The sequence below is a fragment of the Devosia ginsengisoli genome, assembly GCF_024707105.1.
Classification (GTDB): Bacteria; Pseudomonadota; Alphaproteobacteria; order Rhizobiales; family Devosiaceae; genus Devosia; species Devosia ginsengisoli_A.
The window spans coordinates 1-11,311 of record NZ_JANQAJ010000015.1 but is presented as its reverse complement, the minus strand read 5'-3'; the positions used below and the strand labels follow the sequence as shown (position 1 = coordinate 11,311).

Sequence of the window (11,311 nt, the reverse complement as noted above, 5' to 3'; positions counted from 1 at the left end):
AACTACCGAAGCCGCACTTGCCAGCTTAAGTCCTGCGGTCACCGAGCGACCCGTGCAATACGAGGGCGAGGAGCCAGCGCAACGTGTTCTACACCGGCGCCGCCCCCAACCAGCAGGCCATTCCGGCCGTCGACTACCTGATGGAAAACGAAGGCGTCGAGCGCTGGGTTCTCGCCGGCACCGACTATGTCTATCCGCAGACCACCAACAAGATCTTGAGCAATACCTCCTCGACCATGGTGTGGCCGCCGAAGACATCATGATCAACTACACGCCCTTCGGTCATTCCGACTGGCAGACCATCGTTTCCGACATCAAGACCTTCGGTTCGACCGGCAAGAAGACCGCCGTGGTCTCGACCATCAATGGCGACGCCAACGTGCCGTTCTACAAGGAACTCGCCAACCAGGGCGTGATGGCCGAGGATATCCCGGTCGTGGCCTTCTCGGTCGGCGAAGAAGAACTCGCCGGCTTCGATACCACGCCGCTGGTGGGGCACCTGGCCGCCTGGGAGTACTTCCAGTCCGTCGACACCCCGGAAAACGAGGCCTTCATCTCCGCCTGGCAGACCTTCATGGGCAACCCGGACAAGGTGACCAATGATCCGATGGAAGCCACCGTCATCGGCTTCAACCTGTGGGTCCAGGCCGTTGAAAAGGCCGGCACCACCGATACCGACGCCGTGCTCGATGCCATCATCGGCCTCCCGGACCCCGAACCTGACCGGCGGCATCGCCAAGACCTTCCCCCAACCACCATCTGACCAAGCCGGTGCTGATCGGCGAAATCCAGGCCGATGGCCAGTTCGAAGTCGTGTCGAATCCGAACTCGTCCCCGGCGACGCCTGGTCCGACTTCCTGCCCGAATCCAAGATGATCGAAGCCGATTGGACGGCCCCGATCTCCTGCGGCAACTACAACACCGAAACCAAGACCTGCGGCGGCTCCGAGGTCGCGGCGGTTCAGTGGCTCTCGGCGAGGGCGGCCTTCGCCGCCCTCATCACCGAGGTCTCCTAACCCACGATGTCATTCCGGTTAAGGCCGGGATCCATCCCGAGATCTCAAGATGGATCCCGGAACAGCCTCCGGGATGACACCGAGCGGTGACTGGGGCCGGCATGACAATTCTCGAACACCTCATCGGCGCGATGCTGCTTTTAAGCGCATTGCTGACCGCCATCCCAGCCCACGCCCAATTCGCCGATGCCGACCTCACCACGCTCGTCGATGCCCTGGCCCCCGGCAGTTTCAGGACCGGGAGACCGCCATCGGCAATCTCGTCGCGTCAGGCGATCCGCGCGCCGTCCCCGTGCTCGAAACCCTGCTCGAGGGCGAACTCTATTTCGACGAAACTGGTGGCAAGGTGGTCTTCACGTCGGCGTCTGGCGGCAAGGGCGCCATTTCCGATCCCGTCACCGGCGCCGACCTGTCCGACCTCACCGAAGCCGACCTGGAAAAGGTCAAGGTCAACAACAGCCTGCCGCCGCGTGCTCCGCACCGCCATCGGCCAGATGACCCTGCTGAGCGAAGACGCCCGCGTGCGCCTCGGCCGCCCAGTCCGTGCTGCGCGACGCCGATCCGGCCCAGCTCGAACTGCTGGACAGCGCCATATCAGCCGAAACCGACGTCCGGATTAAGCGGGTCATGGAACAGGCTCGCGCCGTCATTATGCTCAAATCGCCCGAGGCCCTCGGTGGAGGACAAGACCGCCGCCGTGCCGGTAGTCCTGGCCATCGGCGGCCGCGATGCCCTCAACACGCTCACTACCGCTCTCGCCAGCGCCCCCGACGAGATCAGGCCGACCATCGAGTCTGCCATCGACGGCCTCGCCCGCGACCGCGCCGCCTGGAACGTGGCGCAGAATGTCTGGTTCGGCGTCTCGCTCGGCTCGGTCCTGCTGCTCGCCGCCATCGGTCTGGCCATCACCTTCGGCGTCATGGGCGTCATCAACATGGCCCATGGCGAAATGGTCATGCTGGGCGCCTACACCACTTTCGTCGTGCAGGAAATCATCCGGCAGAATGCGCCGGGCCTGTTCGATTGGTCCCTTGCCATCGCTTTGCCTGCGGCTTTCCTCTTCACCGGCCTTGTCGGCGTTGCCATCGAGCGCGGCATCATCCGCTTCCTCTATGGCCGGCCGCTGGAACCCTGCTCGCCACCTGGGGCCTGTCGCTGATCATCCAGCAGGCGGTGCAGCGCATCTTCACCGCCAATATCCGCGAAGTGGGCAATCCGAGTTGGATGTCGGGCTCGTTCGAGCTGGGCGGCCTCGCCATCACCACTGGACACCGCTTCTACATCAGAATCATCTTCACGCTTTCGCTGAGTCTTCCTTGCGCCTACTTTGCTGGTGCTCAAATACACCGCCATCAGCCTGCATATGCGGGCCGTCACGCAAAACCGCCGCATGGCCTCATCAATGGGCATCCGCACGCCCCGCTGGTCGATGCCGTGACCTTCGGCCTCGGCTCGGGCATTGCCGGCCTGGCCGGCGTGGCCCTGAGCCAGATCGGCAATGTCTCGCCCAACCTGGGCCAGGGCTACATCATCGACAGCTTCATGGTCGTGGTCTTCGGCGGCGTCGGCAATCTCTGGGGCACCCTAGTCGGCGCCCTGACCCTGGGCATCGCCAACAAGTTCATCGAGCCCTATGCCGGCGCCGTTCTGGGCAAGATCATCATTCTCGTCCTCATCATCCTCTTCATCCAGCGCCCCGTCCCCGCAGCCTCTTCGCGCTCAAGGGAAGCTCGATCGAAGCACTGAGACTTTCCCGATGCCAAGCCCCCTCATCCGGCGCTGCGCGCCACCTTCTCCCACAGGAGAAGGGCTCTGACTCAAACTCTCAGCTCCATCCCCTTCTCCTCGTGGGAGAAGGTGCCCAGAGGCGGATGAGGGGGACTTTCTTCCCCGATTACCGCAAACCCTCTTCCGCTTGCCCCCTCAGAGCAAAAGGCCACCAAACAAAAATTATCGCCATCCTGCTGCTTAATCGCTATGGCCGTGCCGGCCTCAACCTGCTTGCTGCCGTTCGTGGCCGGGCCACGCCACCTCCGCCCAGCTCCTCCCCGTTTATTTTCCCGCTCATCAGCAAATACCTGACCTACGCCATGCTCGCCCTCGCAACTCGATCTGGTCCGGGGCTATTGCGGCATTCTCTCGCTCGGCCACGGCTGCCTTCTTCGCCATAAAGCAGCTTATACCACGGGCATCGTATCTCATGCGCCGGATCGGCACGCGCGGCGACTACAGCGAGTCAAACCCACTCCCAAATTTCCATTGTCTTCCTGAACTGGAAGGAACTGCCTTGGTACTGGTATGGCATGGACAATATCAGGTTCGCCTTATGCTGATGGTCGTTGGTCGTGCCGGGCCTGCTGGCCTTTATCTTCGGCTTCCTCGCCTTCCGCAGTCGCGTCACCGGCGTCTATCTCTCCATCATCACCCAGGCCATGACCTATGCCCTGCTGCTCGCCTTCTTCCGCAACGACATGAGCTTTGGCGGCAATAATGGCCTGACCGACTTCAAGGACATTCTGGGCCAATCCGATCTCCGCCCCCAACACGCGCGCCGCGTTCTCTTCGCCGCCTCGGCTATCGCGCTGGCCCTAGCCGTCCTCGCCTAATTTCTGCCATCAATTAATTCCAAGCTCGGCCAGGTAACGGTCGCCGTGCGCGACGCCGAGAAGCCGCACCCGCTTCCTGGGCTACCGCGTCGAATATGTCAAGCTCTTCGCCTTGGTGGTCTCGGCCATCATCGCCGGCATTGCCGGGGGCGCTCTACCGTACCTGGAGGTCGGCATCATCAAGCCCAGTCCGAATTCGAGCCCGCCAATTCCCTCGAAGTGGTGTTTATCTGGACCGCAATCGGCGGTCGCGGCACCATTATCGACCCGATCATCGGCGGCGTTCTGGTGAATGTCGGAAAAATCCTACTTCACCGGCGCCTTCCCCGAAACGGCTCTTCGCCCTGGGCGCCCTGTTCGTCGTCACCACGCTCTTCCTGCCCAAGGGGATAGTCGGCCTCATCGGCCAATATCGCGCTGCCACCAGGAAGCGCGAGCATTATGTTCGCGATGGGCCATCGTCCATGCAGCTGGAAGCCGGCGCCGATCCCCAACCCAAGCCGGCGGAGTAAGCCATGACCGAAGCCCGCGAAAAGCCCGGCACCATGCTCTATCTCGATGGCGTCTCGGTCGCCTTCGATGGGCCCCAGGCCATCAACAACCTCTCCATCATCGACCACCCCCGCCGAAATCCTGGCCATTATCGGCCCCAATGGCGCCGGCAAGACCACGATGTTGGACATCATCACCGGCAAGACCCGCCCCGATGACGGCCAGGTCCCGTTCGACGGCCGCACCGACCTCACCAAATGGACGAAGCCGCCATCGCCAATCTGGGCATCGGCCGCCAGTTCCGGCCCACCGTGTTCGAAAACCGCACGGTCTGGGACATTATATCGAAATGGCACTGAAGAAGCCGCGCGGCATCTTCGCGACCCTGTTCTACACTGCCGACGGCAAGGACATCGCCCGCATCACCGAAATCCTCGAAACCGTGCACCTGCTCGCCCGCAGGTCGACTACGCCCCCAATCTCAGCCACGGCCAGAAGCGGTGTGCTCCGAAATCGGCATCCTGCTGGCGCAGGACCCTATACTGCTCCTGGTCGATGAGCCCGTCGCCGGCATGACCCCCGACGCCGAAACCGTCGGAGACCGCCAAACTGCTCAAGCACATCGCTCAGACCCGCTCGGTGGTCGTCGTCGAAGACACGACATGAGCTTCGTCCGCGAGCCTCGGCTCCCGCGTCACCTGCCTCGCCGAGGGGCGCGGTGCTGGCGGAAGAGCAGCCTCGACCCGGTCAGTGCCAATCCCGTCGTGATCGAAAGGTATCTCGGGCGATGATACCCGCCATAACCATCGACGCCATCGACCTGCATTACGGCGCAGCCCCGGCTTACGAATCGATCTCGATCACCTGCCAGCCCGGCCGCATTACTGCCGTTCTCGGCCGCAACGGCGTCGGCCGATCCTCGACCCTGCGCGCCATCACCGGCGTCAACACTATCACCGCCGGCGACATAACCTTCGGTGACGAAGTCCTGGGCAAGGCCAACCCTACAGGGCGCGCCCGCATGGGCCTTGGGTATGTTCCGCAGGGGCCGGGAAATCTTCCGCTGCTCACGGTCCGGGAAAATCTTGAAACCGGCTATGCCGGGCTCAAACGCGCCGACCGGACCATTCCCGCCTACATCTTCGAACTGTTCCCCGTGCTGAAATCCATGCTGGGCCGGCGCGGGGGCGACCTCTCGGGTGGCCAGCAGCAGCAATTGGCCATTGGACGTGCGCTGGTTACCCGACCCATTGTGCTGGTGCTCGATGAACCCACCGAGGGCATCCAGCCATCCATCATCAAGGATATCGGCCGGGCGCTGCAATTCCTGCGCGACGAGAAGGGCATGACCATCCTGCTGGTCGAGCAATTTCTGGACTTCTGCCGGGAAATCGCTGACGATATCTATGTCATGGACCGCGGCGAAGTTCAGCATGCTGGTGTCGCCAGCGATCTCGACCGGCCCGACGTTCGCCGCCACCTGATGGTCTGATCTGAACAACGCCCTCGCCTTTGCCGTCCCTCCCGTCATGCAGCGCGCGCGCGGCACAAGGCCGCATCGCGACCAAGCTGCGCGACCGGGCCAGCGTCATCGACACGCTCTATCAGGATGGCTGCGCCAAGATCCGCCTGCCCAATACCCACAGCCACGCGCTCGAAGCCGTGCTGATCAACACCGCCGGCGGCCTGACGGGCGGCGATCACCTGCAATGGCAGGCGAGGGCCGCGTCCGGCGGCGCCATGGTGCTGACCACCCAGGCCTGCAGAGCGGATATACCGCTCCACGGGCGCGGTAGCGCGGGGTCCACACCCGGCTCGAAGTCGGCGCGGACGGCCATCTCGACTGGCTGCCGCAGGAGACCATCCTGTTCGGTGCCAGCCGGCTTGACCGCCAGATCGAGATCGATCTGGCGCCGGTCGCCACCCTGACCGCCGTCGAGGCCGTATTGCTGGGCCGCGACGCCATGGGCGAAGTGGCCGCCGACGCCTATCTGCGCGACAACTGGCGTATCCGCCGCGATGGGCGGCTGATCCACGCCGAAGCAACCCTGCTTGATGGCGAAGGAAACGAGCGCCACGCCATATCATTGCTGGATGGGGCGCGGGCCTTCGCCACCATATTTCCATATTGGCCCGCTGGCTACTACTCTGCTCGACAGGGTGCGCGCCTTGATGCCACCCGATGGGCACATCGCCGCCAGCGCCATGGGCGAACGCCTGGTGGTGCGCGCCATGGCAGGCTCGGGGCTCGCCCTGCGGCGCATGATCGTTCCCGTTCTCACCGAACTCGCCGGGGCAGGTCGTCTGCCGCGCCTCTGGCATCTCTGAATCAGGAAGACCGCATGAACCTGACGCCGCGCGAAAAAGACAAACTGCTGATCTCCATGGCCGCCATCGTGGCGCGCCGGCGGCTCGAGCGCGGGGTCAAAACTCAATCATCCCGAGGCCATCGCGCTGATCACCGATTTCGTGGTGGAAGGCGCGCGCGACGGCCGGCCAGTGGCCGAGCTGATGGAGGCGGGCGCCCATGTCATCACCCGCGATCAGGTCATGGAGGGGATCGCCGAAATGATCACCGATATCCAGGTCGAAGCCACCTTTCCTGACGGCACCAAGCTGGTGACCGTGCATCAGCCTATCAGGTGACCCCATGATACCCGGCGAAATCATCACCCGGCCAGGCGACATCGAACTCAATGCGGGCGCCGCGCAGATCACCATCGAGGTCGCCAATACCGGCGACCGCCCGATCCAGGTGGGCTCGCACTATCATTTCTACGAAACCAATGCGGGGCTGCGCTTCGACCGTGAAGCCGCGCGCGGCATGCGGCTGGATATTCCGGCCGGCACCGCCATCCGCTTCGAGCCAGGACAGAGCCGCGAGGTCCGGCTGGTGCCGCTGGGCGGGTCGCGGATCGTCTACGGTTTCCACCAGAAGATCATGGGCGCGCTTTAGCCGCTGCCACACCAGACGGAGCCTGTCATGCCTGCCCGCCTTTCCCGCGCTACCTATGCCGACATGTATGGCCCGACCACCGGCGACCTTGTGCGGCTGGCTGATACGGACCTGTTCATCGAGGTGGAGAAGGATTTCACCACCTATGGCGAGGAGGTGAAATTCGGCGGCGGCAAGGTAATTCGCGACGGCATGGGGGCAGTCGCAGCAGACGCGGGCGGAGGGGGCGGTGGATACCGTCATCACCAATGCGCTGATCGTCGATCACAGCGGCATCTACAAGGCCGATATCGGCCTCAAGGACGACCGCATCCACGCCATCGGCAAGGCCGGCAACCCAGATACCCAACCAGGTGTCACTATTATCATCGGCCCTTCGACCGAAATCATCGCCGGCGAAGGCCGCATCCTCACCGCCGGCGCGATGGACGCCCATATCCATTTCATCTGCCCCCAGCAGATCGAGGAAGCGCTGATGAGCGGCGTCACCACCATGCTGGGCGGCGGCACCGGGCCTGCCCACGGCACACTGGCCACCACCTGCACCGGCGCCTGGCATATTCAGCGCATGATCGAGAGCTTCGACGCCTTCCCGATGAATCTGGCGCTGGCCGGCAAGGGCAATGCCTCACTTCCCGCTCCCTTGGAAGAAATGATCCTGGCCGGCGCCTCCTGCCTCAAGCTGCACGAAGACTGGGGCACTACGCCTGCAGCAATCGACAATTGCCTGTCAGTGGCCGATGCCTATGACGTGCAGGTGATGATCCACACCGATACGCTCAACGAGAGCGGGTTCGTCGAAGACACCATTGCCGCCTTCAAGGGCCGTACCATCCATGCCTTCCACACCGAGGGGGGCAGGGGGCGGCCACGCGCCCGATATCCTGCGCGTCGCCGGGCTGCCCAATGTCATCCCGTCCTCCACCAATCCGACGCGGCCCTATACGGTCAATACCATCGCCGAACATCTCGATATGCTGATGGTGTGCCACCACCTGTCCCCGTCCATTCCCGAGGACGTTGCCTTTGCCGAAAGCCGTATCCGCAAGGAAACCATCGCTGCCGAGGATATCCTGCACGACATGGGCGCGCTCTCGATCATCTCATCGGACAGCCAGGCCATGGGCCGGGTCGGCGAGGTGCTGATCCGCACCTGGCAAACCGCCGACAAGATGAAAAAGCAGCGCGGGCGCCTCGCCACCGAAACCGGTGACAACGACAATGCCAGGGTGAAGCGCTACATCGCCAAATACACCATCAACCCGGCTATCGCCCATGGCATGAGCGCCCATATCGGCTCGGTGGAAGTCGGCAAGCGTGCCGACCTAGTGCTGTGGAGCCCGCCTTTTTCGGTGTGAAGCCCGAAATGGTGTTGCTGGGCGGCTCCATCGCCGCGGCCCCGATGGGGGATCCCAATGCCTCGATCCCCACGCCCCAGCCCATGCACTACCGGCCGATGTTTGCGGCTTTCGGCAAGCTGCGCACCAATTCCTCGGTGACCTTCATTTCGCAGGCTGCTCATGAGGATGGACTGCGCAACCGGCTCGGCGTCGACAAGCAATTGGTGCCGGTCACCAATACGCGCGGCGGCATCGGCAAGGCCGCGATGATCCATAACTCCGCCACGCCGGAGATCAAGGTCGACCCGGAAACCTATGAGGTCCATGCCGATGGCGAATTGCTGACCTGCGAACCCGCGACGGTCCTGCCGATGGCGCAGCGCTATTTCCTGTTCTAGCCCATTGGAGAACGACAAGCTCGTGCTGCGCGCCATCTCTCATCTGCCCGCCGGCCATGGCCAGGGCCCTGCCTTCGACAGTGTCGTGTTGGACCATGAGCAGCGCCGGTTGCGCCGCAAGCTGCTGACCACTCTCGGCGGCGGCGAGGTCATGGTGGACTTTCCCCAGACCGTCACCCTCGACCATCTCGGCGCGCTGCAGCTTGATGACGGGCGGCTGGTGGACGTCATTGCCGCGCCCGAACTGCTTTACGAGGTGCGCGGCCGCGACACCGCCCATCTGGTGCGCCTCGCCTGGCATATCGGCAATCGCCATACCTCGGCACAGCTCGAAGCCGGGCGCCTGCTGATCAAGCGCGATCACGTGCTTCGCACCATGCTCGAAGGTCTGGGAGCGCAGGTATCGGAAGTGCGCGAACCCTTCTATGCCGAGCATGGCGCCTATCACAGCCACGCCGAACCCGGACATGCCCTGCTGGCGCGATGAACCACGATCTGCAAAAGCTGCTGACCTGGCTGTCCCCCGCCTTTCCGGTGGGTGCTTTCGCCTGGTCGGCCGGACTGGAAACGGCGATCGTTTCGGGTGCCGTGCAGGATCGAGCCAGTGCGCAGGGCTGGATCGCGGGCAATCTTGCCCATGGCGGCATCCGCACCGACGCCATCCTGCTGGCCCACGCCCATCGTGCGGCCGGCGATGCCCACGCCCTGCGCGATCTTGCCGATCTTTGCCTGGCCCTCACGCCGGCGCGGGAGCGGCATGACGAAACGCTTGGCATGGGGGAAGCCTTCGTCGCCGCGGCGCACGCCTGGCCATCAGCGGCCTATGATGCGCTGCCCCGACCCTGTCCCTATTCGATCGCCATAGGCGCCATTGCTGCCAGCCATAACATTGCGCTGGATGCCGTGCTGACAGCGTTCCTGACTGCGGTAGTGCAGGGGCAGGTGTCGGTGGCGGTGCGACTGGTACCGATCGGTCAAAGCGATGGCCTTGCCATCGTGGCGGCGCTGGAACAGGCTGTCTCTGTCGCCGCCATGCAGTGCCAGAGCCTGGCCTTGGACGCCATCGGCGCCGTGGCCTACGCTACCGATATTGCGCAGATGGCGCATGAAACGCTGCCGACCCGGATTTTCCGGTCATGAGCGAATATTCCACCTTGAGGTTGTCATGAAATCACCCAATGGCCCCCTGCGCATCGGCATTGGCGGTCCCGTCGGCTCGGGCAAGACCACTTTGTGCGAGATGCTGCTCAAGGCCATGCGCGAGCGCTATTCCATGGCCGTGGTCACCAACGACATCTACACCAAGGAAGACGCGCTCATCCTGGCGCGGGCGCAGGCGATTTCCGAGGATCGCATCGTCGGCGTCGAAACCGGCGGTTGCCCCCACACCGCCATCCGGGAGGATGCCTCGCTGAACCTGGCGGCCATCGCCGAACTCAACCGCAGTTTTCCCGATCTCGACATTATCCTGATCGAAAGCGGCGGCGACAATCTGGCTGCCACTTTCTCGCCCGACCTGGCGGATTTGACGATCTACGTCATCTCGGTGGCCCAGGGCGAAAAAATTCCGCGCAAAGGCGGCCCGGCCATAGCCCGCTCCGACCTGCTGGTGATCACCCATACCGACATGGCCCCCTATGTCGGGGCTAGTCTCGAGGTGATGGAGAGTGACACGCAGGCGATCCGCGAAGGCCGGCCCTATGTGTTCACTGATCTGCTGCGGCGCGAAAGTCTTGAGCAGATCATCGCCTTTATCGAACGGGCGGGCGGATTGAACTGATCCGCGCTCACAGCACGCCGGTGAGGATGCCCACCCCGGCCACGGCCGCCATTCCGCCGGCAGCGCGCGACATCATGGCGCCATAGCGCTTGCTTGCCACGCCCAAGCCATAGCCGAGCCCGATCCTGGCGCCGTGCAGCAGCGTGGTGGCGAGCACGAATCCACCGCCATATAGTCAGGCCATCGGCAACAGCAGGCATTTCAGCGCCGTGGGCGTAACCGTGAAAGACCGCGAACAGTCCAACAAAGCCCCATCGCTGCAGCAACTGGTAGCCGTGATACTGAGCGCCGCAACCGCGCCCAGAACGATGACCGAGAGCGCGATCCCAGTTCGGCAAACGGGACCGCGACGCCACGCCACACCAGCCCGCCGCTCAACGCCATCACCGCGATAAACGTTGCCGGCACCAGCTGCACAGCGCGCAAAGGGCCGCCAAGCTGAAGAAAAAGCCAGCAACCCGACCATCACCATGGCCAGGACATGATCCGGCCCCGACCAGGGGATGGGCGTTGCCTGGTTGGCGAATCCCCACTGGTAACGTCGGTATGGGCAAAGGCAGCACTCGGCACGTAGGCCACGGCCAGGACGACTGCAGCGAATTTCATAAACTTGGCCATGCTCACATCCTTCATGCAGGCGACATGACACCGGTCCATGAGCGTCATATGCCCCGCATTTTTGCCTTTACAGGGGAGCAAATATTCAAATTGCTGAAAAAGTCA

At 63.5% G+C, this 11,311-nt stretch carries 10 protein-coding genes and 8 pseudogenes; 15 read left to right on the top strand and 3 right to left on the bottom strand.

The annotated features are described in order from the left end of the window. From NVV79_RS22430 to ureG, 15 genes and pseudogenes are all read left to right on the top strand, one after another. Positions 1–1,016 (top strand): annotated as a pseudogene (locus NVV79_RS22430) (transporter substrate-binding protein); the annotation flags it as partial. A gap of 131 nt (positions 1,017–1,147) precedes the next feature. Next, positions 1,148–2,758 (top strand): annotated as a pseudogene (gene urtB / locus NVV79_RS22425) (urea ABC transporter permease subunit UrtB); the annotation flags it as partial. Positions 2,759–3,088: 330 nt separating this feature from the next. After that, positions 3,089–4,134, top strand: a pseudogene (gene urtC, locus NVV79_RS22420) (urea ABC transporter permease subunit UrtC); the annotation flags it as partial. A gap of 3 nt (positions 4,135–4,137) precedes the next feature. Next, entirely contained in the window at positions 4,138–4,332 is a 195-nt protein-coding gene (locus tag NVV79_RS22775; RefSeq protein WP_369684762.1) for a hypothetical protein, read from the top strand. Next, positions 4,295–4,690, top strand: a complete 396-nt coding sequence (locus NVV79_RS22770; RefSeq protein WP_369684761.1) for a hypothetical protein — start codon at positions 4,295–4,297, stop codon at positions 4,688–4,690. Before NVV79_RS22775 ends, NVV79_RS22770 begins: the two co-directional genes overlap by 38 nt. A 211-nt stretch (positions 4,691–4,901) precedes the next feature. After that, positions 4,902–5,606: an urea ABC transporter ATP-binding subunit UrtE gene (urtE, locus tag NVV79_RS22410; protein ID WP_303994420.1), complete on the top strand. Its 705-nt coding sequence runs from the start codon at positions 4,902–4,904 to the stop codon at positions 5,604–5,606. Between the two features lie 170 nt (positions 5,607–5,776). Further along, positions 5,777–6,043 (top strand): urease accessory protein UreD, encoded by a 267-nt coding sequence (locus NVV79_RS22405; protein ID WP_303994423.1) that lies wholly within the window; start codon positions 5,777–5,779, stop codon positions 6,041–6,043. Beyond that, a pseudogene (locus tag NVV79_RS22400) lies at positions 5,962–6,237 on the top strand (urease accessory protein UreD); the annotation flags it as partial. The gene NVV79_RS22405 and the pseudogene NVV79_RS22400, both read left to right, overlap by 82 nt. 46 nt (positions 6,238–6,283) lie before the next feature. Then, positions 6,284–6,442 (top strand): hypothetical protein, encoded by a 159-nt coding sequence (locus NVV79_RS22395; RefSeq protein WP_303994418.1) that lies wholly within the window; start codon positions 6,284–6,286, stop codon positions 6,440–6,442. A 14-nt stretch (positions 6,443–6,456) separates the two neighbouring features. Then, a pseudogene (locus NVV79_RS22390) lies at positions 6,457–6,760 on the top strand (urease subunit gamma). A 4-nt stretch (positions 6,761–6,764) separates the two neighbouring features. After that, positions 6,765–7,070, top strand: coding sequence for an urease subunit beta (locus NVV79_RS22385; RefSeq protein ID WP_303991458.1), 306 nt, complete (start codon positions 6,765–6,767; stop codon positions 7,068–7,070). 27 nt (positions 7,071–7,097) lie between these two features. Further along, positions 7,098–8,808 (top strand): annotated as a pseudogene (gene ureC / locus NVV79_RS22380) (urease subunit alpha). A gap of 22 nt (positions 8,809–8,830) precedes the next feature. Next, complete coding sequence (locus NVV79_RS22375) at positions 8,831–9,295, top strand: urease accessory protein UreE (protein ID WP_303994416.1); 465 nt, start codon at positions 8,831–8,833, stop codon at positions 9,293–9,295. Beyond that, positions 9,292–9,948 (top strand): urease accessory protein UreF, encoded by a 657-nt coding sequence (locus NVV79_RS22370; protein ID WP_303991456.1) that lies wholly within the window; start codon positions 9,292–9,294, stop codon positions 9,946–9,948. The genes NVV79_RS22375 and NVV79_RS22370 overlap by 4 nt, the downstream gene beginning before the upstream one ends. A 25-nt stretch (positions 9,949–9,973) precedes the next feature. Next, on the top strand, positions 9,974–10,588 hold the full coding sequence (gene ureG, locus NVV79_RS22365; RefSeq protein ID WP_303991455.1) for an urease accessory protein UreG: 615 nt from the start codon (positions 9,974–9,976) through the stop codon (positions 10,586–10,588). A 7-nt stretch (positions 10,589–10,595) separates the two neighbouring features. Here ureG and NVV79_RS22360 read toward each other — a convergent pair whose 3' ends face one another. From NVV79_RS22360 to NVV79_RS22765, 3 genes and pseudogenes are all read right to left on the bottom strand, one after another. Further along, positions 10,596–10,745, bottom strand: a complete 150-nt coding sequence (locus NVV79_RS22360; protein WP_303994426.1) for a hypothetical protein — start codon at positions 10,743–10,745, stop codon at positions 10,596–10,598. A gap of 58 nt (positions 10,746–10,803) precedes the next feature. Further along, positions 10,804–10,944, bottom strand: a pseudogene (locus NVV79_RS22355) (hypothetical protein); the annotation flags it as partial. Then, positions 10,917–11,054, bottom strand: a pseudogene (locus tag NVV79_RS22765) (hypothetical protein); the annotation flags it as partial. The pseudogenes NVV79_RS22355 and NVV79_RS22765, both read right to left, overlap by 28 nt. Positions 11,055–11,311: the final 257 nt, after the last annotated feature.

Coding starts and splice junctions, on each gene's coding strand:
- NVV79_RS22775 (WP_369684762.1), top strand. CDS start 4,138: ATGACCGAAGCCCGCGAAAAGCCCGGCACCATGCTCTATCTCGATGGC.
- NVV79_RS22770 (WP_369684761.1), top strand. CDS start 4,295: ATGTTGGACATCATCACCGGCAAGACCCGCCCCGATGACGGCCAGGTC.
- urtE (WP_303994420.1), top strand. CDS start 4,902: ATGATACCCGCCATAACCATCGACGCCATCGACCTGCATTACGGCGCA.
- NVV79_RS22385 (WP_303991458.1), top strand. CDS start 6,765: ATGATACCCGGCGAAATCATCACCCGGCCAGGCGACATCGAACTCAAT.
- NVV79_RS22370 (WP_303991456.1), top strand. CDS start 9,292: ATGAACCACGATCTGCAAAAGCTGCTGACCTGGCTGTCCCCCGCCTTT.
- ureG (WP_303991455.1), top strand. CDS start 9,974: ATGAAATCACCCAATGGCCCCCTGCGCATCGGCATTGGCGGTCCCGTC.